Raw genomic sequence first — 26,246 nt, forward strand, 5'->3', positions numbered from 1 at the left:
GCGTGGTCCGTCGCGGTAGACTTTCGAGAGCACCTCTAGTGAGAGGTGCTCATTTTTTATGTATACAACTAGCCTCCCTTCAAACGAAGGGAGGCTTTTCTTATGCTCGAATGGATGCGAGGAACATCTCTTTTAAAGCACGCAATTGTACGGCCGGTTCGATATCGTCCTCTAAATAACTGATGTGCGACTTCAACATGATGTTGTTGCCGAACGTCCCGAACGTATTGATGATTGTGACGACGGTCACCTTCACATCGATATCCGAGCGGAATGAACCGTCTCGTTTCCCATCTTCGATCAAGGGTTCGAGTGTCTGCATGATCTGTCGTTGAACGTCGATGTATGTCTCGATTCCAGGAAGAGGTGAGGCGACGAGCGATGCATAGCTCTCGAACGCCTCTCGGAAACGGGCATGGTTCGTCCGTTCCAACTGCATCTCGAAAAAGTGGTTCAAGATGGCCTCGAGTCGTTCATAGGCGTTTCCTTCCTCATGCATGAATTGTTCAAATCTCTCTAGTGTCGGTTGTAGATTCTTGACGGCTGCCGCGACGATCAATTGATCCTTCTTCGGGAAGTAGCGAAACAGTGTCGCCACCCCAATCCCTGCCGCATCCGCGATGTCCTGCATTTGAACCTTCTCAAAGCCATTCTCTATAAATAATCGTTCTGCCTCCTGGATAATCAGTTGAACTCGTTCTTCTTTGTTTTGTTGTCGTTTACTCAATTCCATCACCTCATTGTCTGTCCTTAGTATATCGTCTTCAAGCAGTTTCGTTGAGATTAATGTCATATCCAATTATTATTATGATAGTTAGACTATCATAATTTAATGAATGGAGCTGGGACAATGCGTTTACAGGGGAAAGTAGCGGTCATCACAGGGGCAGGAAGCGGTATGGGAGAGTCAACGGCACGTCTATTCGCCAAAGAAGGGGCAACAGTCGTCGCGACAGACATCAATGAACAAGGAGTAAACAATGTAGTCGAGTCGATTCGTGCACAAGGTGGGGAAGCCATCGCGGTGAAACATGACGTGACATCACGCTCGAGCTGGGAGGATGTATTCGCGGAAGTGGAAGCGACATGTGGCAAATTAGATATTCTCGTCAATAACGCTGGAATCGCACTTGCAAAACCTTTCTTGGAACAGACAGAAGAGGACTGGGCACGCACATATCGCATCAACATCGATGGGGTCATGTTAGGGACACAGTACGCGATTCCGCTCATGACGGAGAATGGGGGAGGATCAATCGTCAACATCTCCTCCATCTCTGCATTGACCGGTATGGCGGGTGCTGGGGCCTATACGGCCTCGAAAGGTGCGGTCCGTTCTCTTACGAAAGCAGCGGCTGTGGATTATGGGAAGCAAAACATTCGCGTCAACTCGGTACATCCAGGATATATCGTGACACCGATGAGTGCGCCACATATGGAGCATCCAGACTATAAACAACATTTCTTGAATCAAATCGCTTTGCCGAATCTCGGACAAGCGGATGAGGTGGCGGCAGCCGTCCTGTTCCTTGCGTCAGACGAAGCGAATCATATCAGCGGGATCGAACTTCCGGTAGATGGTGGCGTGACGGCGAAGTAAAAGTAGGGTCTCTATGGAGGCCCTACTTTTTTAATTACTCTAAGATTCCGATTAACTCCATTTCCGATTGAAGTATGTGGAAAGATTGCACCATTCATGAGGATTCACCTCTTTTCATTTTAAAATCATCTGTATTATTTATATTCCCGTTTTGTGTAAAGAGTTTAAGTGATTCATCAAATTGACATGATATAGTCGACATGAAAGAGTGAGATGACAAGTGTAGAACAGTGCCAAATGAGCCGAAAAAGGAAATTGATTTTTATTTAGTTAACTATGAAAGTTGGTATAGTGAGATGGACACTCAGTTTGAGATAGAACGGATTTGGATGGATGAAACGGAGCTGTTTTATCAAGTTCAGCTTCAACTTCGGTCTTCTGCTTGCGCCAGCAATCAGTTGATTTATTTAGATGATGCGAGTCTTGAGGATCTTCATCAAAAGATCGATCAATTCAATCAAGCGTGGGGCAAAGAACCGATCACATGGAGACTAGTCGATGAAGAAGAGGGTTCGGATGATTTGCAAGTCAATCTAACTTTCACGTTGATTGACCGGATTGGGACCATCCAAGTCGATATTTTCATTCATGATGAATGGCAGTTTGACTCATTTGACCATGTTCATATGAAATGTAGAATGAGGACGACGATGGGACAGCTCGACGACTTGAGCGCTCAACTCAAACGTTTCATTCGTCGTGAGACCGACCATGTCTCATCACTTCGACCAGAATAAAGCAGCCTGAGACGACTCAGGCTGCTTTTTAGTACCATTCTTTCGGTTCGTAATTCAATTCGCGGAACAACTGCTCGCGCTCTTTTTTCGAAAGGTCGCGCCATTGTCCAGGCGGGAGTTTTCCGAGCGTGATGTTCATGACGCGTACACGTTGGAGGCGGAACACTTCGTATCCGAGCGCCTCACACATCCGACGGATTTGACGGTTGAGTCCTTGCGTGAGCGTGATATTGAAATCGAACTTTGAAAGCGGACGGACTTTACACGGAAGTGTCTTCTGGCCAAGGATTTTGACACCGGCTTCCATCTGCTCGACGAACTCTGGTGTGATTGGCTTATCAACCGAGACGATGTATTCTTTCTCATGCTCGCCTTCTGCACGGAGAATCTCGTTGACGATATCGCCGTCATTCGTCATGAGGATGAGACCTTCCGAGTCTTTATCAAGACGACCGATGTTGAAGATGCGGAGCGGGTGGTTGACCATGTCGACCAAGTTCCCTTTTACTTTTTTTTCTGTCGTACTCGTGATCCCGACCGGCTTATGGACGGCGATGTAGACGTTGTTTCGGGCAACCCGTGCGACAGAACCGTTGACGAGGACTTCATCGCCCGGTTTGACCTGGTCGCCGATTTTTGCTTTCTTCCCGTTGATCGTGACGCGTCCCTCTTCGACGAGACGGTCGGCTTGGCGACGGGACGCCTTGCCTGATTCACTGATAAATTTATTGATGCGCATGTATACACGTCCTTTGTTTGGCTTCGTCCTCTCACTATAACGCATTTTATAAACTCTCGAAAGCGGGAAACGAACGGGAGAGGAGGGATGACATGGAGGCAGTACGACTGTTACAAGACGCAATCCGATTTCAACAAGCAATGTGCGATACAACGTTCGGGAAAGAATTGATACCAGAGGCATCACCAGTCCTTTGGTATGGTCGACCTGGTCCGGATCAATGGCTGACCATCGGGACGAATCCATCTCGCGGCGAGTTTTTACATCGTGACGGGACACCGAGAACGGGGCAACACCAAAAGTTCTATTGGCGGAACATACTCTCGTTTGACGATTACCTCGGAAATGAAGAGGCGCTGCAACAAACGCTCGAACGGGCATCGGTCTATTTCGAGTCGAATCGCGCGACGACGAACTGGTTCGGGAAACCGGATGGCGCCAAACTCGAGGCACTCCTCAACGGGATGGGGCGTTCGTTCTATGATCATCCGGCAGCTGTCATCCACGTTGATTTTTTCAAGTTTGCGACATATGAACAGATGGGGAAGATGAGGACGGGGCGCCACTGGATGGAACATCCGACCTCAATCGAACTGTTGGAGCGGACGATTGCGTACATCAAACCGATCCGTATCATCGTGCTCGGACGGGATAACTGTCGTGCCTTGAACGGTTTTTCAACAATCGGAAGACTGTCTGCACATCCCGCCGTCACCTATGAAATCGGACGCCATGATTCGGGTATCCCGATGATCGGCCTCCATATGAAGCCTTCAGAAGTGTTCGTTGGGCTCGGGAATGGCCGTGATTCAAACGGACTACATTACGGGTCATACGCGAAGCGCGAGCACCTTTTAAAAATCGGAGAAGCGATTGACACGATTATGGACGAGTGGCTGGCGAATGGACGCGTGTGATGCTTCCCCAAAAGTTGAATTCGTTGAAGTCGATGTAGCGCACGTCCTTCGAACGATTATCGAGCACGGCTAACAAGATGACGTCCGGGAACCCCCGTTTTTCAAACTGCAAGTAGCCGACTCCCGTGACGGAATGATTTTTATAAAAGCCGTTCGCCATATTCAACACAAACGGGCGTCCTGCTTTCAGCTCACGCTCAAACGTCGACCATTTCCAAAGATAGCGGGAACTGCCTCGACCGTCGTACCCGTATCGCTTCCACAGTTTCGTGATGATGGTGGCGATTTGTGTCGGCGGTGTCCCTTTCTCGTCTTTGAAATGGTGCCTGAAGGCGATCTCGCGCACATCTTCTTGGATCTGTGTCACATCATCTGGGATATTCGCATACCCATGATCTCGATAGAAACGGAAGATGGCGGTGATCGACGTCAACGTACAGTTATTCTTGCCGTTCTCGAACTGACGTTGGAGCAAGACGGGCACGCCTTCAATCTGTACAGAGCGCTTTAATGTCCAGCGTCCGTGATAACGATCGTTCACATAAGCTTCCGGGTCGATGATCCCGGCATAGCCGTTGTTCGCAACCTCGAGTTGTCCTGCAAATGGGTGCTCCATCTCGGTCTCCCTCCTTTTCTTTTAGTATACAAAGGACGCCCCATCTCATAAAAGAGAAAGGGCGTCGTTTTCGTTAAAACACAAGATGTGCGATGCCGACGATGATCGGAAGGGTGATGAAGGTACGTAACAAGAAAATCAAGACGAGGTCGAGGAATGAGATCGGTAGTTTTGAACCGAGCAACAAGCCCCCGACTTCTGACATATAGATGAGCTGGGTAACCGACAACGTAGCGATGACAAAACGCGTCAATTCACTCTCGATGCCGCTTCCGAGAACGGCCGGCAAAAACATGTCGGCGAAACCAACGACCATCGTTTGAGCGGCTTCCGATGCCTCAGGCACTTGAAGGAGCATCAAAATCGGTTCGAACGGCTTTCCGAGGATAGTGAAGAACGGCGTATATTCTGCGATGATGACCGCAATCGTCCCGACTGCCATGACGACAGGGAGGACGCCGATCCACATATCGAGCACGTTCTTGAAGCCGTCTTTGAGCGTCTCTAGGAAACTTTTACTCGAACGTGACTTTTGTAACGCCTGAATTAACGCCCACTTACCGAGTGACACGTTCGCGGGTACTTCTTCTTCCGGTTTGAGCTCCGTCTTCTCATAAGCCGTGTCTGCCTTTTTAGATAATGGATAAATCCGTGGCATGATGAGAGCGGCGACTAGTCCGGATAAGACGATGGCCCCGTAGTAAGGCAAGAAGTATTGGTCGAGTTCGACATACTGTAAGACGACGATGGTGAAGGTGATGGAGACGACGGAGAATGTCGTCGCAATGATCGACGCTTCCCGTTTCGTGTAATAGCCTTCCTCGTACTGTTTTGTCGTCAGTAGAATCCCGATCGTCGCATCCCCGACCCATGAGGCGAGCGAGTCAAGTGAGGCGCGCCCTGGCAAGCGGAAGAGCGGACGCATGATCTTCATCAAGAACGTCCCGACGAACTCGAGAAGTCCAAAGTTCAATAAGAGCGGTAACAACATACCGGCAAAGAAGAATGTCGCAAATAAGATTGGAATCAAATCAAAGAGCAACAAGCCCCCTGTAAATTCTGACGTGATCATCTCTGGTCCGAGTGTGAGTAGCGTCATGACCCCGGCGATGAAACCAATCACGCGCATGACGAACCAAAACGGTGTCACGCTAAACAGTGCGTTGATGGATGGTCGCTCCATCATAAAAGCAGGACGTGCCGTAAAGAGTAATAATGAGCCGACAATCGAAATCCCCATCATGATGACGGCGAGTGTCGGGACGAAATCCCCAATCCAGTCAATCAGCAGATTGGATAAGAAGGCGACTGGAATCGTGAAGCCTTCCTCTGATGAGATTGGTACGATGAAAAACATGATCCCGATGAGTGATGGAATCAAGAACTTAAAGAAGTCTCGACTCGAAAAAGAAGGTTTCTTTCCGTCTGGTGTTGATGAACCATTCATGATGCATTCCCCATTTCCCCGAAGTGTTTGTGCTGTCTATGTATCCCCATTACACATCCAGCCGTTATTGAAACGTATTTCTTTCTTAGTATAAAAAATATGACCAGGTGCTATCAACAACATGCGGAAATTTTCTGAAAATACAAGGTTAAATACTAGGCAAAACATTCGTATTCAATCAAACCATTTAGTATGATGACGACGAGTCCAACAAATTCAAGATATTTAGAAACTTCATTATAGAGATAGGAGAATGCATGATGAGATTGAGTGTGTTAGACCAGGCGCCGGTCACGTCGGGTCATACAGGAGAACATGCGCTTAACAGCGCGGTCGAGCTCGCACAAGTCGCAGAAGAGTTAGGATATTACCGTATGTGGATGGCGGAGCATCATGGTGGCATGTCGTTTGCCAGCTCGGCTCCAGAGGTCATCACGGCTTATCTGGCAGCGAAGACGAACAAGATTCGTCTCGGGTCCGGAGGCATCATGATGATGCACTACTCGCCACTCAAGATGGCAGAGGTATTCAAGACGCTCAGCGCGCTCGCTCCAGGACGGATCGACTTTGGTGTCGGACGTGCGCCAGGCGGTGATGCGAACGCGATCTATGCGATGTCACAAGGGCAGAAACCGATGATGGATGGACTTTACGAGAAACTCGATACGACGCTTCAATTGATTAAAGATGAGGCACCGGAGGAAAGATGGTATAAAAATACACCGGCTGCTCCGACTGGTGTCAGCCTTCCAGAAGCGTGGTTACTCGGTTCGAGTGGGAACAGCGCCGTGCAGGCCGGACGGATGGGGCTGGGCTATTCGTTTGCCCAGTTCTTTAACGGACAATTGAGTGCCGATACGCTCGACACATACCGTCACCATTTCACGCCGTCTGATTTCATGGAGAAACCGGACATCAGTGTCACGTATTTGGTCACGACGGCAGAGACGGAAGAAGAGGCAGAATATTTGGCCCGACCTTCTGATTTGTCGCGTCTCTTCTTGATGCGTGGTCAATTGAGACAGCTGTTGAGTCCGGAAGCGGCCCACGACTATCCGCTCACGGAGGTCGATAAAATCCATATCGCCAACAACCGAGCCATCCACCTCGTAGGAACGCCGAAACAAATTGCGGAACAGTTACGGGATGAATCGGAACGTTACGGTTTCGATGAGGCGATGATTTGTAGCATCCAGCATAAGCAGGAAGATCGCCTGAACGTCTATCGTCTCTTGGCGAATGAATTGCTTTAATCCGGAGAGCACCTTCTCAAGTACGAGAGGGTGTTTTTTTATAAGAGAAAAACGTTTCCCCATTTTTTCAAAGGTTTTCTCCATAGTTTGAGCGAAACCAACTACACTATAAGAAAAAGGAACGGGTGGAGGGATACGATGCAACGGATGAAAGGCGACCCATATTATTTATTCGAGCTGTTCACACGCTTGTATCGAATGGTATTTCTAATGGAAGTGACAGAAGCAGGCTATCGTTACGTAAATGTGAGCGAACAGGGGAAGGTGGCCTCTTCGCTTCCAAGTGATGTAGAAGGGCGGTATTTACATGAGATGTATCGCTCGGAAGTGGTCGAGGAATTGATTGAACATTATGATGCGGTCGTTCGGACAGGGGAGCCGGTCTACTTCATGTCGCAAATGAACATCGACTCCAATACGGCCCGATTCGCTTCTTCTATGCTTGTACCGATTGAAGATGAGGCTGGTCTTGTTCGTTATGTCCTTAGTTTGACAACTGATTTATCCGAGGAAGCGGAGATCAAGTTGTTAAAGAGTATCGAGCATATGGACTATTTGACCGGTATGCCAAATCTGATGAAAGTCAAATTAGAGCTCGACCAGTTGTTCGAGCAACATGACACCGAAGAGACGAGCGTCATGCGCCTTCACATCAACCGTTTCAAGATGATGATGTCGCTTCAAGGTGTGGAGCGCTCGAATCAGTTGATTAAAGACATCACACGTCAATTGGCGAATACGCTTCCGAAAGGTTCAATTATCGGTCGAGTAGATGGTGAAGACTTTATCGCGGTGTTACCTCATACTCCAATCCGGTTGGCATACATGTACGCCGAGCATTTGCTTGACGTGATTGCAGATCATTCGTATCAAGTGGCGGAGGCCGAATTCCCGTTATCGAGTTGTATCGGGATTGGTGCCGGTACAGCGGATGCCGACCGTGTCATCATGAACGCCTCCACGGCTCTGTTGGAAGCGCGTCAGACGGGAAATCAAACGATTCGTTTATATGAACACGATGAGTACGTGCAGCGTTACATCGATGAGATGATGATCGAAACGGAACTGGTCAAAGCGTTGAAGCTAGATGAGTTATACATGGTGTATCAACCGAAAGTGTCGATGGACGGTGCGATTCATTTTGAGGCACTCATTCGCTGGGAGAGTCCTGTTCTCGGATTCATTTCACCTGAAACGTTCATTCGTGTGGCTGAACAGTCACTCTTGATCGAAGACGTGACACGATTCGTCATGAATCGGGTATGTCAGGATGTGTCGTCACAACCTGAGCAGTTTGAAGGGCGCCGCGTGGCTGTGAATGTCTCACCGAATTTATTTCATGAACACCATATGAATGAACTGGTTGCGATCATTGCATCGTACGGTCTTGTGCCAGAACAATTTGAGTTTGAGGTGACCGAGCACACGTTGATGCATGAACCGGTAGCGGCGATCAAAACGGTCGAATCGCTCAAACAACAAGGATTTCGACTGTTGATTGATGACTTTGGGGTCAGTTATTCCTCGTTGAATTATTTGAAGTTGTTCGAGATTGATGGAATCAAGATCGACCGGTCGTTCGTCGCGCAACTCGATCAGGAGAGCGGCATGAAAGAGTATGAAATCGTCAAACTGATTGTCTCGTTGGCTAAAAAGCTAGAGTTAGAGGTGACGGCTGAAGGTGTGGAGACGGAAGAACAATATCGGATCTTACGTCAGCTCGGCTGCGATGAGATTCAAGGGTATTTCTTCAGTCGTCCGATGCCGCTCGCGGAGTTAGAAGAGGCGCTCGGAATCTTGTATTCCCATCAGATGATGTTATCGAAGATCGAGCAGCCTGTGCAGTTGTTGCATCCTTCTCTAGATGAGCGTGAATTGCAACGACTCAAAGCGATATTACGATTGGAAATTTTAAATACGCCACAAGAGGAACGATTTGACCGGATCTCCCGATTGGTCGCACAAACCTTCCAGATGCCAACCGCATTCATTTCGATCATGACGACAGACCAACAGTGGTTCAAATCGTGTGTCGGTATCGAGCTCGAATCCTCTCACCTCAAACGGGAATGGACGTTATGTAATCGGGTTGTCACATCAGAGTCTCCGCTGGTGATTGAAGATGTTGCGGCAGCAGCGATTGAAAGTGACAGTCCTTGGATTGACCGAATCGGATTTTATGCAGGTGTACCGTTGCGGACGAAGCAAGGTCACGTCATCGGCACACTTTGCGTAGTGGATGGGCAGGCGAGAACGTTCTCAGAAGAAAACTTGAAGGCGCTCGAATCGTTTACGCATTGGGTCATGACAGAGATCGAGCACACGGAAGTCTCGAGAAGACAAATCACGCGACAACAATCAATCGAAGCATTGTATGAAGCGACGGCATTGCGTGTACCGTTCCAAGATCAATTGGCCCGGGTTCAAGAAATTTTATTGGAATGGGTCGGTTACTCCCACGGGGTCATCTTCTCGATTGAGCCTTCGCATCGTCTTCTAGTAGAGCATGGGGTCTCTCGTTTGACTTGGGGGGAAGAAGAACTGCATTCCCTGCATCAATTGACAACGGTCGGCGCGCAAACGCTTCAGGAAGGTGATCTGATTGTAGACGGTATCGAATTCACGAGGCTAGTCAGTTTTCCTTTGACGCATGCGCATCAAGTGTTTGGCTGGGTCGTTCTTCTCTCGGAGCAAGGCAACTTGAATGATCATCTCGACGAGGAAACGTTGCAAGAGTTGACAGGGACGGTACGATTGCTTGCACGATGGATGGAGAACGGGATTCGAAAGAAACGGAAACAACGCGAGATGATTCGAATCGCAAAACAAGATCAGCTGACCAAACTGTATAATCGTCATACGCTCACGACCGATTTATACAAAAATATGCACCGGACGCCATCGATTACATTGATACTCGTCAATTTAGACGATTTTACAAGAATCAACGATCAGTATGGGCACATGATAGGGGATGAAGTGTTAATTGAAATCGCACAACGATTAAATGAATTTGTCCAGCGTGTTGGGGGTCAAGTCTACCGTTTCTCAGACGATGAATTCATGTTGGTGCAAACGGGTTCACTAAGTGGGGTTGAGCAGATTAATGAAGTTATTTCCCAGGGAATACACGCGTCGAATGGTGAAGTCATTCATCTTACAGCAAGTGTTGGCGTCACCCTGGTCCAGTCGACCGACACCGTCGATTCGGTTCTTCAAAAAGCAGATGCAGCGATGTATATTGCAAAGAGCAATGGAGGAGACCAGTGGTTTCAGTATGATGGATATTCGGATAAGGGGATTTAAGTATGGGGAGATTATGGCTGATTGAAGGATTGCCAGGAAGCGGAAAGTCTATATTTGCCGAGAGGCTGCGAGATAAAAGGAATGGCAAGTTCTATTCGGAAGTAGATGCGTCACACCCCGTGGATATGCATGATGTCTATTGGGTCGAGGAGAAACCATCAACTGGTCGCATTCTTGATGAAATCGAGGGGGGATGGCTCGTCCGTTATGATGATGGTGAAGAACTTGCCGGAACGGACGTCTACGAGTTGCCTTTCGCTCTTCACACACGAATCATGTGCGAACGCTGGCGGCGTTATGTTCAAAAGTTAGATAGGGAGGAAAAGGACGTCATCTTTGAATGTGCGTTGCTCCAAAATCCTTTCACCATTGGAATGGTTGCGCAAGATGTTCCGTTAGCGGACGTGGAAGCATACGTTCAAGAGGTCGCAGACATCCTAAAACCGATTGATCCGATGGTCGTTTATTTGGCATTGGATGACGTTGCACGCATCTTTCCGATTGTATATGATGAACGACCGATGGGATGGCAAGGCGGCTTTGTCGAGTATTATACGAGCGGCGCCTATGGTGTGAACCATGCGCATAAGGGTATGGCCGGAACGATTGAGATTTTAGTGGAACGCCAACGACGTGAGCTTGAACTGTTGAAACGATTACCTCTTCGGCACGCTCGGATTCAAAATGATAATCGGCATTCATTTGAAGAATTAACGAATTTATTAGAGGAGGAGTCGATTCGTACATGCAAACCTTAATCAAACATTCGGAACGTTTTTGGTATATGACACCCGTTGACCGTACCGATCGACCAATTCTCGGTGCCGTTGTCGGCGATACGCATACGCTACTCATCGACGCGGGCAATTCCGTGTCGCACGCCTCATTCTTTTTAGAACAGCTAGAGAAACAAGGCCTCCGCACGCCGTCGATGGTCGCATTGACGCATTGGCATTGGGATCACATCTTCGGTTTACCTGCACTCGAAGGAATGGTGTCCATTGCGAGTGAAGCGACCAAACAGGGGATGGAAAAACTTGTCCCATATGCTTGGGATGATGTCTCTCTCGATGAGCGGGTGGCGGAAGGGATTGAAATCGCATTTTGCGCGGAAGCAATCCGTGAAGAATATGGAGACGCGCGCGATATCGAAATCGTGTTGCCCACGCTGACGTTTCAAGAGTCGCTGACGCTCGACCTCGGTGGCGTTCACGTCGTGTTACGACATGTCGGAGGAGACCACGCAAAAGATGCGGTTGTCCTGTATGTCGCAGAGGAGCAGGTATTATTTTTAGGAGACGCGTTATACGCAGACATCTATTCTCCCACATGGCGAATGACTCCGGAAGAAACCCTGCGGTTGTTGAATGTATTGGAATCGTTTGATGCTAAACAGATTGTCTGGTCACACGGTGAGATGGTGAGTCGTGAATCCTTCGCAGAAGATTGCCTTGCATTAAGACGAATCGCCACCATTTCGAATGATTTCCCAGGAAATATTGATGAAATCACGCAGTCATATGCTTCACTCGTCAATCGGGAGATCACCGAGGAAGAGAACGAGTTGATTACGTTTTTTGTGAACGGGACGGTGGGAAGATGACTTACACTATCACGCGGATTCACGAGGAAGACGAGACGTTCCAACAGTTTTTGACCACTCAATTACGTGAGTATAACAACGTTCGTTCGATTTACCATCGTGACATTCGCGAGGCGCACGTGCCGACCATTCAGTTGAAAGTGGAGCAAGAAGGACGGGTAATCGCCGGCTTATATGGGAGTGTGTATTGGGGATGGTTCGATTTGGATCGCCTTTGGGTCGATGCAGACTTTCATGGTCAGGGCATCGGTAGCCAATTGCTTGGAGAAGGGGAGGCGTTAGCGAAGTCGCTCGGTGCGACGCGTGTGAAATTGACGACGTTCTCGTTTCAAGCGAAACCGTTTTATGAGCGATTCGGTTACACGGTAATAGGTGTGCTACCGGACTATCCGCCGGGATCGGATTACTATATGATGATGAAGCAATTATAAAAGGCGACACGAGGTCGCCTTTTTAATACACTTTATCCCCATTGAAGATTGAATTTTTCACCATGACGTAGTCTACGGTGCGCAATGCCTCGAGACTGTCACCACCCGCGTAAGAAATCGCCGATTGGAGGTCTTGCTCCATCTCGGTCAATGTATCTTGTAGTGCCCCTTTGTGTTCGACAAACATCTTTTTCCCCTCGACGTTCTTTCGCTCACCCTTTTGGAACTCAGAAGCAGAACCGAAATACTCTTTCAATTGTTTCCCGTCTTGCTCGAACGTTTCCCCCGGTGATTCATCGTGTCCTGCGAACAATGAACCAATCATGACCATCGAAGCGCCGAAGCGAATCGATTTGGCGATGTCACCGTGAGTACGGATGCCCCCATCCGCGATAATCGGTTTCGTCGCTGCTTTGGCACACCAGCGAAGTGCAGCCAATTGCCAGCCCCCGGTACCAAAACCTGTTTTGATTTTCGTGATACACACTTTACCAGGACCGATTCCAACCTTCGTCGCATCCGCTCCGGCATGCTCTAATTCGCGAACGGCCTCTGGTGTCCCGACGTTCCCCGCGATGACGAAGGATCCAGGAAGATGGTGTTTGATATGCTGAATCATTCGGATAACCGCATTCGAATGACCGTGAGCGATATCGATTGTAATAAATTCTGGCGTATGACCGGTCGATTTGAGCATTTCGATAAACCCATACTCTTCTTCCTTCACGCCGACACTGATGGATGCATACAAACCACGCTCATGCATGTCTTGGATAAATGCCAGGCGCGTCTCTGGATTGAAGCGATGCATGATGTAAAAATATCCGTTCTTAGCCAGCATCAATGCGACCTTTTCATCGATAATCGTCTGCATGTTAGCCGGAACGACTGGTAATCGGAACGTGAAGCCACCAAGCTCGACGGTCGGATCACATTCCGAACGACTGTCGACAATACATTTTGCAGGAATTAATTGAATATCTTCGTAATCAAATACTTTATCCATATATCGCACCCCTATTCACGAACATTAACGTATTGAACAATAAAAAACTTCGCCCATTCGGTAATATAACGTGAATAGAGTTTAAAGTCAAAGGATAATTCAATTAATTTATCTTAAAAATGAATAAAATTAAATCAATTGATGTTTAATGTTCGGATTTAGGATTTATTTTCGGTGTTTCACGTGAAAAAAGGACCATTTATTGGTGGTCCTTTGCGAGTGCATATTGATTTCGTCCACCTGCTTTGGCTTCATAGAGAGCGAGGTCGGCACGTTTTAGTAACTGTTTGGTCGACAACCCTTTTACAAATCGAGCACCCCCGACACTTGAAGTCGTAATGAACGTATGTTGGTCGATTTCCCATGGGCGCTGTAGTGCTTGAATGATTTTCTCTGCAACCCGATGTAGGGCACAGGAATCGTTGAAGCGAATGAGAACGGCAAACTCATCACCGCCAAGTCTGGCAATCATATCTTGTTTGCGAAGCACGGATGTCAATCGACGAGCGAGTTGTCGCAAGAGTTCATCGCCCACATCATGACCGAACGTATCGTTGATTTGTTTGAATCGGTCAACATCAAGAGCGAGGACGGCCAATTCACCTTGCTCGAATTCGGTTCGATCGATCGCTTCCTCGAGGTAAGCGAGGAAGAAACGACGGTTCGGTAAGTCGGTCAGCGTGTCGTGATACGCCAAATGCTTCAGTTGCTTCTCTAGTGCTTTACGCTGCATGATTTCTCGGCTAACCGTCAAATAGTGTAGGAGAAGTCCGGATTCATCATAGATGGCCTGAATTTTCGTTTCGAGCCAAATCCAGCGCTGGTCAGCATGGAAATGACGGAACTCAAGGGTCAAGGAGATGTCTTCTTCCTTCATTTCTTTCAACTGCTCCCGGACGATCTGGATGTCGTCCGGATGGATATAGTCGAGCGTATTCTTCCCTTCGTAATATCCGGCCGCAAAACCGAGCACGGTACGGTGAGAAGGGGAAGCATAACGAACAGTACCATCCCGTTCTAGTATACAGACGAGGTCACTCATGTTTTCTGTGATCAATCGATATTGTAACTCACTCTGTCTTAACGCTTGTTCCATTTCACGTTTCTCCGTGACATCACGCAAAATCGTTAAGACGGCCGTTTCACCCTCATAATCGATGAGAAGGCTACTGATATCCATCTGGAGCTTGTCTCCACTCGGTGTCATGATGACCATTTCCGTATCTTGAACGGGGCCTCCGAGTTCGAGAGAGGCAAGTCGTTGACGGGTGGACTGATGATACTCTTCTGCGATGAATGAAAAAATCGATTCATTCTCTAGATAGGTTTCTCCGATTGTGGCGAGTGCCATCGCGTTCGCATATATAATCTGTCCTTCCTGATGAACAATGATGCCTTCCGGAATGGTTTCAATCAACTGACGGTAACGACGTTCGCTTTCGACCGTGGCACGCTCGGCATTTTTCTCTGGCGTCAAATCGATGATGATCGCAAACAGGCCGGTAATGTTACCGCCGACCTCGATTGGAATGTTGAGGACGGTTAAGTCGAGTCGTTCCCCGGATTGATGTTCAGCATAAATGGAATACTTGTGTGGAATCCCAGACAGCGTGAATTGTAACCCTTTCCTGACCCGAGACCGCTCACTCTCGGGAAGCCAATGCAGGAACGGATGATGAAGCATATCTTGTTCCGTATGACCGGTGATGACCGTGACGGCCGGGTTGACGGATTTGATGTTCAAATGATGGTCGAGTACAAAGATACCATGAGGAGAATACCGTCGTAGCGACTCGTGATGATCTTTTAAGATCGACAATTCGAGTTCGCGACGCTTCCGTTCCGTCACTTCACGTACGACAGAGACGATATGTGTACAGATTCCGTCATCATTAATAATCGGCGTCACTTCTGACTCGAAATAATGAAGGGGGAGCGTCAATACATCGTCCGCCTCGACCGTATCCGTATAAAAGGAGTCGGCCAGACGGTAATCTTCATAGACCACACTCTTTTTTGTACGAATCGCTTCATCGTAATACTGTGTAATAAGTGTAGCGGTCTCGGTCGGGACCAACTCATCGATGGTCTTCCCGACGTCCGCATCCGACCAATTGATGGCCCGTTTCCCAGGCTCGTTTACGAAGACGTAGCGATATGCTGAACCATCGACTTCCATAAAGAACACATAGTCTGAAATTTTATCGAACGTCCGTAGTAAAATCGATGCGTTGGATTGAAGTGTTTGGTCAGCTTTCATCTCGTCTCCCTCATTTCGTTCATTCTATTTTTTACACGTCATTTTTATCTTACCGCATCATTCGACCAAATGTGTGAACTTTCAAAAAAAGACGGGATGTACGTACATCCCGTCAAGCCGCTTCGTTCAGTTGTTTTTGTTCGTTTCGTCCGTTCATGACGTAATACAAGAAAATGGTAAAGAGAACGACGCCTGAAAGAATCAAATAAAGGGTCGAGAAGCCTGTCAACGGAATCAACAACCCGATGAAATAGGGGCCGAACCCTAGACCGGCATCAAGTGCGATGAAGAAGGTCGATGTCGCCATCCCCATTCGGTGAGGTGGAGAAGCCTTGACAGCGATTGCTTGGGTGCCGGATTGGATATTCCCGAAGCCTAATCCGATTAACGCACCGGCAAGTAGAAGCATCCAACCACTATTCGCTTGGCTGAGCACGAGTAGACCGATCGCGAAGATGGCGATTGCCGGATACATGACGACGTTCGCTCCGCGCGCGTCCATCAATTTTCCTGTAATCGGTCGTGATAACAGAACGGCGACCGAATAGACGAGGAAGAAGATACTCGCTGCCTCGATCAAGTCGAGTTCACTCGCGTAGAAGTTGATGTAAGACAAGACACTCGAATAGCTTAGTGCGGCCATCCCGATAATCAAGGCAATCGGGAGCGCTTTAGGTTCGACGAACGATTTTAAAGAGAATCCACGCACGACTTCCGGGGCGTCGACTTCTGGTACGTTCACAAAGAACGTACTCGCCAAACTGATGACCCCGATCACAAAACAAAGGCCGAAGATGACGGTGAAGCTCGTGTGTTGGCTGAGGAGTAATCCGACGAATGGCCCGATGGCTGTCGCCAGAGTAGAACTCATGCTGTAGTAACCGATCCCTTCACCTTTTCGAGTCGCGGGAATGACTTGCGCGACGATGGTTCCAGTAGCCGTACTCGATAATCCCATCCCGAGTCCGTGTACGAACCGTGTCAGTAATAAGAAACCGACACCCCAATGGACGAAGTACAATAAAATCGTGGCGGTGAAAAAGACGAGCCCGATATAAAGCGTCTTCTTCCGACCGATCGAATCAATCAGTCGACCGATGAACAAGCGCCCGGTCAGCGTCCCGATGATGAAGATGCCAGTGACGAGTCCTGCTTGACTCGTGGTCGCCCCGTACGACTCGACGGCATGCACCCCGATGGTGACCATCAATAAGAAAAAGATGAGCGTCAGGAAGAAGTTGATGAGCGAGATGATTAAAAAGTCTCTCGTCCAAAGTTTTTGAATAGGTTGTTGCATCATACGTGACGCCTCCTTTTCTTCAAATTCGAATAGTTAATAAACATAACTAAAAGAGTATACCAAATCAAATTAGGATTGTCCGAGATGATGCACTGCATGCAGTGAATGACAGACATGAAAAAACTCGACTCGGGAATCGAGTCGAGTCAAGTGACATCGTTAGGCACGGTCCCAGAATCGGGCAGTCGCAATCCCATCGATGAACGCATTGAATCCATCGAGGTTATGCTCGTCAAACGTGAAGACACCAGGCTGGTCTTGCTTCACGCGACATGTGGCGAGTGCCTCTTTATGGTGTACGTGTAGGGCGAGCGGCTTATAGTGCTTGTACGTGTTCTCGATAAATTCGAGCACATCATCCTCGACAGTCGTCGCGGCACTCACTAAGAAGGCGGCATCGAAAAGGCTCGAGTCGACCGTATCGTACGTCGCCTTCACCTTCAGGTCACCAAGCATATACGCCTTCTTGCCGACAAGGCTGTAGTTGACGTTGTGATCGGCGAGCGTCTGCACCCACTGTTTCACCTGATTCGCATCCACGTCACCGGCAAGGAGAAGGGCGACGCTCTTCGTATCGGGCTTTTTGATTGTGTTCGCCATCGAGAGAGCAGGGGACGTCTTATCTGACTGGACCTCATTATTCTCTTCGGGCACATGTACTCCTAAGTTGTCGGCGACGACTTCAGCGAGATGACGATCGATGCGGTTCAATAAATCGACGGCGTTCTCTTTCACCATGTCCGACTCACATTTTCCGAGCTCAAAACTGCAGGAATCTTGGATGTGTTGTTTTTCGACATCGGTCATGCTGTTGTAGAAGAGCTTCGCCTGTGAGTAGAAATCAAGGAAGCTGTCACTACGTCCCCGAATCTTATGACCATCGATTTTCTCTTGATAGTGCTCAAATCCACCTTGATCGGCTGGTACAGGTTCCGGCTGATTATTGTTGAGCGCATTTTTATGGTAGCTCGTCTGACCTTTGTGAACGGCCATTTGATGCATCCCGTCCCGCTGGTTGTTGTGGAACGGACAAACGGGCTTGTTGATTGGGATCTGGTGGAAGTTTGGTCCACCGAGACGCGACAGTTGGGTGTCCGTATACGAGAACAAACGACCTTGCAAGAGCGGATCGTTCGAGAAGTCGATTCCTGGGACGAGATGACCCGGGTGGAAGGCGACTTGTTCGGTTTCCGCGAAGAAGTTGTCGACGTTTCGATTAAGTGTCATCTTTCCGACGAGTTTCACTGGAATCTCTTCTTCCGGCCACAGTTTGGTTGGGTCTAAGATGTCGAAGTCATAGTTGAACTCGTCTTCTTCCGGGATCAGCTGCAGGCCGAGCTCCCATTCAGGATAGTCGCCTTTATTTATGGCTTCATAAAGGTCGACACGGTGGAAGTCAGCATTTTTCCCGACTGCTTTTTGGGCTTCGTCCCATACTTGTGAATGAACCCCGAGCTTCGGTTTCCAATGGAATTTGACGAAATGCGCTTTTCCTTCCGCATTTACGAGACGGAACGTATGCACCCCGAACCCTTCCATCATGCGTAGACTACGCGGAATTCCCCGATCACTCATCGCCCACATGACCATGTGAGCGGTCTCATGGTTTTGTCCGACGAAATCCCAGAACGTATCGTGCGCGCTTCCCCCTTGCGGCACTTCCGTATGTGGTTCAGGCTTCACAGCGTGGACGAGGTCCGGGAACTTGATGGCATCTTGGATAAAGAAGACTGGGATGTTGTTTCCGACTAAATCGTAGTTCCCTTCGTCTGTATAGAACTTCGTCGCAAAACCACGGACGTCACGGACCGTATCCGCGGACCCGCGTGAGCCTTGGACAGTCGAGAAACGGACGAATACGGGTGTCGTCTTCGAAGGGTCATTCAAAAAGTTCGCTTTTGTGAACTCGGCGAGCGGTTCATACACCTGGAACTCTCCATGTGCTCCTACGCCGCGCGCATGGACGATCCGCTCCGGAATCCGCTCATGGTCGAAATGGGTCATCTTCTCGCGGAAATGGAAATCCTCGATCAATGTCGGACCACGACGTCCTGCTTTCAGCGAGAATTCGTCTTCCGCCATCTTCAGACCTTGATTTGTCGTCAAGCCAGCTTGTTGTTCGTTATCAATCGTATGTTGATTTAACTGCTCTTCTTTCTTGTTCCCCATGTGATTGCCTCCCTTAAGTATGACTGACCGTCGTAAGTCACCATTTGACCTACTGTATCGGTGTTCCCTAACGCCAATAAAAAAATCCCTCTTTTTCAAAAAAGAGAGATTTCACACAAACATTTATAATGCGGCCCATACATGCTGTTTCAATACGATTTGTTGTACCACTTTAGGGTCGAGTTCGTATTCAGTGGCAATGATGCGCGTCACTTTCGCTTTCGAATCGGGGTCGTCAGGATTCTGCTTCGTATATTGATCTTGCCATGACCTCCAAATTTGAATCTCTGTATCGGTCAATTTGGTCGTCCATTCTTTTTCTCGAAGTTGCCAACCGAACATCATGTCGTCTGTTTGACCGGGTTCCACCCAGTCTGCGAGTCCATAGTCGCCTTCCGGAGCGAATACGGCTTCACCGAGTGGCGGTTCCGTCCCGATATAGGCAGCATCATCATAAAATCGTAACAAGGCGGCCTGGAACTGATCTGACTGTTTTACGTCATCGATGACGTCATGGCTGACGGATTGAAGCTCATCCGTACTCGGGTTCCCGTGTACGACGATGTCGTATTCATATCGAATGACACCGTCTTGTTCGGTTTGTGTACGTTCTTCAATCGTATATATTTCCTCGGAAATGGATGCTTGTTCAGCCTTTAACTGCGTCGTGGGGACGGATTCCTGTGGCCAAAACCAGAAGGCGCAACCGAGAGGGACAAGGAATACGGCAAGACGACGTAGTCGGTACACCCTGTTTGATTTTCTTTTTTTCTTCAATCCAAAAACACTCCTTCAATGATGTAACAATCCCAAAATGTCGGGGATTACGTTCGATCTAAACGAACGAGGTCCGCATCGGGATGCGACTGACCACGAACGAGAGCACTCAGAATACGAGAGCCAAGCATGCTATACACGGTCCCATTTCCCCCATATCCGAGCAAGTAAAACAAGTTCGGTCGATTCGGGTGCTCCCCGATGAACGGGAGTTGGTCCACCGACTCTCCAAACAAGGCGACCCAAGCATAATCGACTTCTAGGTCATACATCGGGAAGAGCTCGGCGATTTTTTCTTTCACTCGTTCCGCCCGATCGTTCATGAGCGCCTCATCGTGCGGCGTTTCGGCCTGGTCTTCGTCAAGCCCACCCGCGATAATTCGCCCGTCCGGAGTCGTGCGCAAATAGAGATATGGTCGTTTCGTCTCCCAAATGAGCGCGCGTCCTTCCCATTCGCTGAATTCGGCGATTGGATTCGTTGCGATGGCGTATGACCGATTCAAATCGATCCGATGGGAGTCGAGTAGGGGAGCTGGCCCATAACCTGTCGCAAAGATGACTTTATTCGCTTTAAATGTCCCGTTCGAGGTGAACACAATCCATCCATCACCATCAGACACGACCTCATCCACCGACGTCTCTTCAAAAATCGGGACGTGTTGTTTCGATAAATGGCGGATGATTTGACGACTGAGCGTGAGCGGATTGACCTCGGCATCGCCTTTTGTGATGAGGGCCGCCGGTTTTTCAAATGGGAAGCGTTCACGTAGTGCCTCACGATCCAACCACTCCACATCAAAACCGTGTTTGGCTAGCATCTCATACTCACGTTGCAATTTGGCAACATCGTCCTCTTCACTCGCAAAACAAAGGCTGTCCCGTCGAATATATATATCGGATGCATCGACATCTTTCGCCACCTGGTCGAGCGATTCGACCGCGTCGAGACATAATTGATAGAAGCGTACCGCTGCCGCTTCTCCAATTTTTTCTGCAAGTTCATGTAACATGATGTCATTTGAATATTGAATTAAACCGGTATTTGCTGATGTGCTTCCGGTACCGACCTTTCGCCCATCGAGCACCGCAAAATCGACGCCATCTCGTTGTAACGTATAAGCCGTCAACGTTCCGGACATACCGGCTCCGATGACGAGTACGTCGTAATGCTCTTTTTTGTCAGGTCTTTCTAACACGACGTCCTCTGATTCGGTCGTTGGCCAATATAAATCTCCGTTATACAATTCCATCGGTCTCATCCTCCATGATATTCAGTATCTTCCTCTTTATCCCCGCTTCAATAGAGGTGAAACCAAAAAACCGCAGACGATGTGTCTGCGGTTCAACATGTTATTTCTTGATGATGATGGATGAAGGAGAAGCGCCTTTCGTATATGTGATGCGTTGGACGTTTTTTGCCCCGCGAATCTCAGCAAGGTTTTTCCCGTCAACGATTACTTCTTTTACCGTCGCGCCTTTGAAGTCGATGATGGCACCGGCTTCTTTCGGTTTCACTTGAACGACGACATTTTTCAACGGTTCTCCTGTCAATTCCGTGTATACGCCACGAACGAAGATGCCGTTTTTGAAGTTCGTGCCTTTTCCGATTGTCACGCCGATGTAATCCTCTTGAAGGACGAGGCGAGCAGCTTTATGGTTTTCTACAGTGTAACGCGTCAATTCCACTTCTGGTTCCGGTGTGAAGTCGATTTGTGCAAGTACTGGATCATGGTCACTCGCACGCCCTGACATCTCAGTGAAGTCCGAGTTGACGTGAATCATGTCAATTTTCGTAGAAGCGGCCAAGCGATTCGAGACGAGGATGTGATCGAGTACTTGTGAGTTCCCTTGATACACATACGAGTAGCGGTCGACAGCAGGAACTTTCTCGACCATGTTCGTCATCAAGTCGCCTTTGAAGATTTGGAGCGCATCCGAGAATTCGAAATCGTTGAAGTCACCGAGTGCGACAACATTCGCTTCTGGATTCTTCGTCTTCACGTCTGCCACGAAGTTGTGGACGACTTGTGCGATTTTCTTACGTTGCACTTCACTTCCGAGTACGACCGGTTGTTGTGAACCGAAGAAACCAGTGTCGCCACCTTTCGAGTTCCAGTGGTTTGCGATCACGATGACGTTCTCGCCTTGGAAGTCGAATTGAGCAGCTAACGGTTTACGCGAACGATCGAACGCTTCGTTCATCGGATCGATACGTCCCGGGTTGTGCGTCAATTTCCCATCGGCGTATCCGACGGCCGTCGTCGCATCACCAGCAGGGATTCCCTCCGTCAATGACACGCGCTCAGGATCGTACAAGAAGCCGACACGGATGTTGGCATCTGGGGCGCCTCCGTCTTGGTTGTTCTCTGGGTCGATGTTGACGTATTTATACGTCTTCCCACCGACAGCGACAATGTTATCGATTAAGCGCTGATAGCTCTGGTCAGCGGCAGAACCTGCCCCTTTATCCTGTCCATCGTTGTCTTGTACTTCCGTCACACCGATGATGTCAGGGCTGTTCAATTCGTTGACGAACGCTTTCGCCAGTTTGAGTGCCTTTTCATCTGATGTTTCTTTGATGTTGTTCGAGAAGTTCTCTAAGTTATACGATGCAATCGTTAATTGATCTTCTTCTGCCTCGATGAATGTCTTCTCACGCTGCGCATCTCCTTTGACGAAGGCAGCTTTCATGTCTTCAAGTGAGGCTTGAATCTTATAGTTACCGAACGAATAGCCGACAACACCGACAATCGGTCCATTGAAGCGGTCGCCCGTCGCGACATCGAATTCACGCGCTTCCGCGTTCGGTTCGAGACGGAACTGAATGCGTTCCGGGTTTGCATCGTTCTTTTTCAATAAGACGCCGCCATTATATGTCTCTGTTGGCGTATCCTCGAGAACTGTGACTAAGTCACCATATTCTTGTGGTCCGACTGACTTCAACTTGTTCGTTTGAACACGCATTCCTTCAAGGCTCTCCCAGAAGTCGATGGCATCCTTCTCCGGATTGAAGACGGCGAGGTTGTCGCTGTCGATAAACTCGGTCGGAAGGTTTGAGGCATCAATCGTGATTGGAGTCGGAAGTGTCACGCCGCTCGCGACGACTTCGACTTTTCCGTTACGTGTATCGATTTGTGTCATCTTCATATCTGTCTGTTGACGGTCGCTGTATCCTTCGATCGCATACTCGCTCACTTTTCCGTTCACTTTGACGAGGTCACCGACTTGAATGCCGGCAATCGAACGTCCACCGTAAAGGACAATCCCTTCAGATGTCCGTGCATCGTCATCGGCTTCCGAATCAGGCGTTTGGATGAAGTAATAGGTCGTCCCACTTGAGACGAACGTAGACGTGACGATTCCTTCGACACCTTCAACCGTCTGTCCGTTCATCGGAGTCGTATGGTTCGCACCTTGGATGTCGTGAATGCGAATCTTGTCTGTGATCTTATAAGAGAATGTTGAGACGGCGCTGAATGTGTCTCCCGTTTTCACGACCGTCTTCAATGTCGTCGAGTTTTCAATGCGGATTGGGTTTTCGTAACGAAGCCCATTCTCTTTTGGATCAGAGCCGTCGAGTGTATAGAAAATCTCAGCGTCTGCTGTCGTTGTCGAGAGCGTCACGTCTTGTGGACCAACGAATGTACCGGCACCTGGTTTCGCGACAGCCGGCCGAAGAACGGACGTATCGATAACCGTGTCCGCCGGGTCACGAGGGATGATTTGGTACGTATCGTCAAACTGTTGAACGATTCCTGTGATCGATGAATAGTTCACATCCGTCTGTAAATCAAGGATGCCTCGCTCGTCGCGAACGACGAACTCCTTCGTTCCGTCCGTCGCCGTCAAGTTCTGACCGCTACCTGTGAGTGTGACATTTTTGACGGTAACGAGTTCGGATTCGACGTCCTCGTTGATATGTTCCCCTGTCAAGACTTGGGCAGTAGGAAGTGTTGCTGCTTGTTTTGAAACAACGACAGCGCTGTTCAATTGAAGAAGCTCACGGTACGAACCGACGACCCCTGTGACAACGACCTCGTCCCCGACGTTGACGGCAAGAGATGTCGGACGGATAGACAGACCACCTGTTGCGTCTTGAATGGAGATGGTGTTCGCTAATTTAGCCGTGACGACTCCTTTTACGGTGACCGTCTCATTTTCTGCCTTTGTTCGTGCATCAGCAATTGAAATTGGTGTGATTGGTGCAGGAGGCTCCGTTGTGCCGCCATCTCCGTATTCGACGCCTTGGAACGTATGTAACCCGAGATTGTCGAACGTGTCTTGTGGTGTCGATGACCATTCGACAGCCGGGTCGAAGGCATCACTGCCATCACTGTCTCCCTTTGTGACCGTGTCTTTACGGATGAGCGATTGGTCAGCAGTCGCAACGGTCGTTCCCCATTTTGTCCCTGGGTCGAAGCCGAGTTGACCGAAGACATCAAGAACCGTGTCTCCTTTTTTCAAGACGATCGTGTCATCCCCGTTGAAGTTCGTCACGGCACTCACCGTATCCGATTTTGCTTTCAATGTGTCCGACGCACTGCCGTTCACAATGATATATGTAGCTCCTGGTGCGAGGGTGCCAGTCAAATTCAATGTATTTCCGGCAGTCGTACCTCCGTTTGAATACAGTTCAATTTTGTAAGCGGAAAGGTCGATTGTCGCGTTCGTTCCATTGAATAACTCGATTGCTTTATTGTTGCTCGATCCTTCTACGTACTCGGAAATGAAGAGATCTGATGCGTTCAACGTCTCGGCGTTTACGTTTGCCGCAATCGGCGTCATACTGCTGACGATGAGTCCTGCTGATAAGGCGAGGCCAGTGACTGCCTTAAATGATTGTGTTGGTTTCCCCATGTGTAAGTCTCCCTTAGATGTAATGGTCTAATCCGATTTCCCCAACTTGCGTCGTTATAAATAAGTGAATTTATATCCTCCTTTTTCAAAAAAACGACATGATAGCGCTTACATTACTTTTCTTGTGACGAATCCCTTGAAAAATTATTCGTGTATTGTCAAAAATAACACGTTCATTTCCCAAGTTTTTTTACTACATGTTAAACATAACCAAGCAGACGTCAGAACTCAATCCACTAAACACAAAGTTATGATTACATTTTGATTACAAGATAAATGTAATCGGAAGAACTTGACGAGTAGCTTAAGAACTTTTACACTCTTCTAATACGAATTAATTGTATCGGTTAAGTTGGAATTAAAGGAGGCACTAATGAAAGCAGTCAATTACCCAGTCATTCCTGGAGCAGGCGCGTTTTATTATGAAGGAAACGAAATCGGTATTTTGCTTTGTCACGGCTTTAACGGGACACCTCAAAGTGTACAGGACGTCGGAATTGAGTTGATGAAGCAAGGGTTCACGGTCTATGCCCCGCGCTTGAAAGGGCATGGGACACATCCAGAAGACTTTCGATGTTCGACGCATCGATGTTGGTATAAAAGTGTGACGAAAGGAATCGAGCGGTTGCGCGAGTCGTGTCAGACGGTCATCGTCGTCGGTCAGTCAATGGGCGGAACGTTGGCACTCAAGGCTGCCCTTGAAGGGAAGGCGGATGCGATTGTGACAATCAATGCCGCGTTATCGGTACCAGGATATGCGTGTCATGCGTCGGATACCGAGTGTCGATTTATCGACGAAGATGCGCCTGACATCTTGGCAAAAGACGTATATGAGATTGTCTATGACCGTGTGCCTACAAAAGCGATTCGTGAATTGCTTTCGCTGATTGACGAGGTGCGACCGCACGTCGGAGCAGTTGATGTGCCGACATATGTCATCCATTCTGCTGTCGACAACGTGGTGCCGCCTTCCGACTCCATCTGGTTGTTCGATCAGTTACAAGGAAAAAAAGAATACGCGGTGCTTCCTAACTCGTATCACGTCGCGACGATGGACAATGATTGGAAGCATTTGTCGAAGCTGATCACGACCTTCTGTGAACAGGTTGGGGCGCGCCATCAAAATGCAGTGTGAAAACTGCATTTTTTTGTGGACTGATTCTTTGCAAACGCTTGCACTAGTGCTATGGTAGATGTGAATCATACCTTATTGTAGGAGGCAAGGTGC

The 26,246-nt window shown here is 48.6% G+C and carries 20 protein-coding genes; 9 read left to right on the plus strand and 11 right to left on the minus strand.

What is annotated here, in order from left to right:
* Positions 1–100 precede the first annotated feature (100 nt).
* The gene (locus KNO73_RS09865) at positions 101–727 is read right to left on the minus strand and encodes a TetR/AcrR family transcriptional regulator (RefSeq protein WP_215112435.1); all 627 of its coding nucleotides are present in this window, start codon (positions 725–727) and stop codon (positions 101–103) included.
* A 123-nt stretch (positions 728–850) separates the two neighbouring features.
* On the opposite strand from KNO73_RS09865, the gene KNO73_RS09870 reads away from it, so the two are divergent.
* Together KNO73_RS09870 and KNO73_RS09875 are read left to right on the plus strand one after the other, a co-directional pair.
* On the plus strand, positions 851–1,600 hold the full coding sequence (locus KNO73_RS09870) for an SDR family NAD(P)-dependent oxidoreductase (RefSeq protein ID WP_047795764.1): 750 nt from the start codon (positions 851–853) through the stop codon (positions 1,598–1,600).
* Between the two features lie 296 nt (positions 1,601–1,896).
* Complete coding sequence (locus KNO73_RS09875; RefSeq protein ID WP_215112436.1) at positions 1,897–2,337, plus strand: hypothetical protein; 441 nt, start codon at positions 1,897–1,899, stop codon at positions 2,335–2,337.
* 28 nt (positions 2,338–2,365) lie between these two features.
* On the opposite strand, the gene rluF is transcribed toward KNO73_RS09875, so the two are convergent.
* Entirely contained in the window at positions 2,366–3,076 is a 711-nt protein-coding gene (gene rluF / locus KNO73_RS09880; protein WP_015880301.1) for a 23S rRNA pseudouridine(2604) synthase RluF, read from the minus strand.
* A 92-nt stretch (positions 3,077–3,168) separates the two neighbouring features.
* On the opposite strand from rluF, the gene KNO73_RS09885 reads away from it, so the two are divergent.
* The gene (locus KNO73_RS09885; RefSeq protein WP_214688976.1) at positions 3,169–3,993 is read left to right on the plus strand and encodes a hypothetical protein; all 825 of its coding nucleotides are present in this window, start codon (positions 3,169–3,171) and stop codon (positions 3,991–3,993) included.
* On the opposite strand, the gene KNO73_RS09890 is transcribed toward KNO73_RS09885, so the two are convergent.
* Positions 3,959–4,609 (minus strand): C39 family peptidase, encoded by a 651-nt coding sequence (locus KNO73_RS09890; protein WP_214688974.1) that lies wholly within the window; start codon positions 4,607–4,609, stop codon positions 3,959–3,961. The two genes, KNO73_RS09885 and KNO73_RS09890, sit on opposite strands and share 35 nt — an antisense overlap.
* 73 nt (positions 4,610–4,682) lie before the next feature.
* On the minus strand, positions 4,683–6,056 hold the full coding sequence (locus tag KNO73_RS09895) for a YjiH family protein (RefSeq protein ID WP_078146016.1): 1,374 nt from the start codon (positions 6,054–6,056) through the stop codon (positions 4,683–4,685).
* Positions 6,057–6,316: 260 nt separating this feature from the next.
* Between KNO73_RS09895 and KNO73_RS09900 the strand changes: the two genes are divergently transcribed.
* The 5 genes from KNO73_RS09900 (at position 6,317) to KNO73_RS09920 (ending at position 12,649) form a co-directional block, all read left to right on the plus strand.
* Positions 6,317–7,309, plus strand: a complete 993-nt coding sequence (locus KNO73_RS09900) for an LLM class flavin-dependent oxidoreductase (protein ID WP_074035150.1) — start codon at positions 6,317–6,319, stop codon at positions 7,307–7,309.
* A gap of 138 nt (positions 7,310–7,447) precedes the next feature.
* Positions 7,448–10,615 (plus strand): EAL domain-containing protein, encoded by a 3,168-nt coding sequence (locus KNO73_RS09905; protein ID WP_215112437.1) that lies wholly within the window; start codon positions 7,448–7,450, stop codon positions 10,613–10,615.
* Between the two features lie 2 nt (positions 10,616–10,617).
* Positions 10,618–11,373, plus strand: coding sequence for a P-loop NTPase family protein (locus tag KNO73_RS09910; RefSeq protein ID WP_214757640.1), 756 nt, complete (start codon positions 10,618–10,620; stop codon positions 11,371–11,373).
* Positions 11,361–12,218 (plus strand): MBL fold metallo-hydrolase, encoded by an 858-nt coding sequence (locus KNO73_RS09915; RefSeq protein ID WP_215112438.1) that lies wholly within the window; start codon positions 11,361–11,363, stop codon positions 12,216–12,218. The genes KNO73_RS09910 and KNO73_RS09915 overlap by 13 nt, the downstream gene beginning before the upstream one ends.
* On the plus strand, positions 12,215–12,649 hold the full coding sequence (locus KNO73_RS09920; protein ID WP_074035146.1) for a GNAT family N-acetyltransferase: 435 nt from the start codon (positions 12,215–12,217) through the stop codon (positions 12,647–12,649). The genes KNO73_RS09915 and KNO73_RS09920 overlap by 4 nt, the downstream gene beginning before the upstream one ends.
* A gap of 22 nt (positions 12,650–12,671) precedes the next feature.
* Here the strand turns inward: KNO73_RS09920 and guaC are convergent, their stop codons facing one another.
* The 7 genes from guaC to KNO73_RS09955 all read right to left on the minus strand — a co-directional run bounded on the left by guaC (position 12,672) and on the right by KNO73_RS09955 (position 25,018).
* Positions 12,672–13,655: a GMP reductase gene (gene guaC, locus KNO73_RS09925; protein ID WP_031424215.1), complete on the minus strand. Its 984-nt coding sequence runs from the start codon at positions 13,653–13,655 to the stop codon at positions 12,672–12,674.
* A 199-nt stretch (positions 13,656–13,854) separates the two neighbouring features.
* The gene (locus KNO73_RS09930; protein ID WP_215112439.1) at positions 13,855–15,915 is read right to left on the minus strand and encodes a PAS domain S-box protein; all 2,061 of its coding nucleotides are present in this window, start codon (positions 15,913–15,915) and stop codon (positions 13,855–13,857) included.
* Positions 15,916–16,027: 112 nt separating this feature from the next.
* A complete protein-coding gene (locus KNO73_RS09935) occupies positions 16,028–17,212 on the minus strand; it encodes an MFS transporter (RefSeq protein WP_041918118.1) in 1,185 nt (394 codons plus the stop codon).
* A 162-nt stretch (positions 17,213–17,374) separates the two neighbouring features.
* Complete coding sequence (locus KNO73_RS09940; protein ID WP_215112440.1) at positions 17,375–19,384, minus strand: catalase; 2,010 nt, start codon at positions 19,382–19,384, stop codon at positions 17,375–17,377.
* A gap of 123 nt (positions 19,385–19,507) precedes the next feature.
* Positions 19,508–20,134, minus strand: a complete 627-nt coding sequence (locus KNO73_RS09945; RefSeq protein WP_353048431.1) for a hypothetical protein — start codon at positions 20,132–20,134, stop codon at positions 19,508–19,510.
* Between the two features lie 74 nt (positions 20,135–20,208).
* A complete protein-coding gene (locus KNO73_RS09950) occupies positions 20,209–21,411 on the minus strand; it encodes an NAD(P)/FAD-dependent oxidoreductase (protein WP_078146025.1) in 1,203 nt (400 codons plus the stop codon).
* A gap of 100 nt (positions 21,412–21,511) precedes the next feature.
* Complete coding sequence (locus KNO73_RS09955; RefSeq protein WP_214812658.1) at positions 21,512–25,018, minus strand: chitobiase/beta-hexosaminidase C-terminal domain-containing protein; 3,507 nt, start codon at positions 25,016–25,018, stop codon at positions 21,512–21,514.
* Positions 25,019–25,391: 373 nt separating this feature from the next.
* Between KNO73_RS09955 and KNO73_RS09960 the strand changes: the two genes are divergently transcribed.
* Positions 25,392–26,153 carry an alpha/beta hydrolase gene (locus tag KNO73_RS09960; protein WP_215112442.1) on the plus strand — a complete coding sequence of 254 codons (762 nt, stop codon included), beginning with the start codon at positions 25,392–25,394 and terminating at the stop codon, positions 26,151–26,153.
* Positions 26,154–26,246 lie beyond the last annotated feature (93 nt).

This window comes from Exiguobacterium sp. s83 (assembly GCF_018617095.1).
Taxonomy (GTDB): Bacteria; Bacillota; Bacilli; order Exiguobacteriales; family Exiguobacteriaceae; genus Exiguobacterium; species Exiguobacterium profundum.

Excerpts from the sequence above, each read along its gene's own strand:
- KNO73_RS09950 (WP_078146025.1), bottom strand. The coding sequence starts at position 21,411 with ATGGAATTGTATAACGGAGATTTATATTGGCCAACGACCGAATCAGAG.
- KNO73_RS09875 (WP_215112436.1), top strand. The coding sequence starts at position 1,897 with ATGGACACTCAGTTTGAGATAGAACGGATTTGGATGGATGAAACGGAG.
- KNO73_RS09935 (WP_041918118.1), bottom strand. The coding sequence starts at position 17,212 with ATGCAACAACCTATTCAAAAACTTTGGACGAGAGACTTTTTAATCATC.
- guaC (WP_031424215.1), bottom strand. The coding sequence starts at position 13,655 with ATGGATAAAGTATTTGATTACGAAGATATTCAATTAATTCCTGCAAAA.
- KNO73_RS09920 (WP_074035146.1), top strand. The coding sequence starts at position 12,215 with ATGACTTACACTATCACGCGGATTCACGAGGAAGACGAGACGTTCCAA.
- KNO73_RS09955 (WP_214812658.1), bottom strand. The coding sequence starts at position 25,018 with ATGGGGAAACCAACACAATCATTTAAGGCAGTCACTGGCCTCGCCTTA.
- KNO73_RS09915 (WP_215112438.1), top strand. The coding sequence starts at position 11,361 with ATGCAAACCTTAATCAAACATTCGGAACGTTTTTGGTATATGACACCC.
- KNO73_RS09885 (WP_214688976.1), top strand. The coding sequence starts at position 3,169 with ATGGAGGCAGTACGACTGTTACAAGACGCAATCCGATTTCAACAAGCA.
- KNO73_RS09960 (WP_215112442.1), top strand. The coding sequence starts at position 25,392 with ATGAAAGCAGTCAATTACCCAGTCATTCCTGGAGCAGGCGCGTTTTAT.
- KNO73_RS09940 (WP_215112440.1), bottom strand. The coding sequence starts at position 19,384 with ATGGGGAACAAGAAAGAAGAGCAGTTAAATCAACATACGATTGATAAC.
- KNO73_RS09930 (WP_215112439.1), bottom strand. The coding sequence starts at position 15,915 with ATGAAAGCTGACCAAACACTTCAATCCAACGCATCGATTTTACTACGG.
- rluF (WP_015880301.1), bottom strand. The coding sequence starts at position 3,076 with ATGCGCATCAATAAATTTATCAGTGAATCAGGCAAGGCGTCCCGTCGC.
- KNO73_RS09905 (WP_215112437.1), top strand. The coding sequence starts at position 7,448 with ATGCAACGGATGAAAGGCGACCCATATTATTTATTCGAGCTGTTCACA.
- KNO73_RS09895 (WP_078146016.1), bottom strand. The coding sequence starts at position 6,056 with ATGAATGGTTCATCAACACCAGACGGAAAGAAACCTTCTTTTTCGAGT.
- KNO73_RS09890 (WP_214688974.1), bottom strand. The coding sequence starts at position 4,609 with ATGGAGCACCCATTTGCAGGACAACTCGAGGTTGCGAACAACGGCTAT.
- KNO73_RS09900 (WP_074035150.1), top strand. The coding sequence starts at position 6,317 with ATGAGATTGAGTGTGTTAGACCAGGCGCCGGTCACGTCGGGTCATACA.
- KNO73_RS09870 (WP_047795764.1), top strand. The coding sequence starts at position 851 with ATGCGTTTACAGGGGAAAGTAGCGGTCATCACAGGGGCAGGAAGCGGT.
- KNO73_RS09910 (WP_214757640.1), top strand. The coding sequence starts at position 10,618 with ATGGGGAGATTATGGCTGATTGAAGGATTGCCAGGAAGCGGAAAGTCT.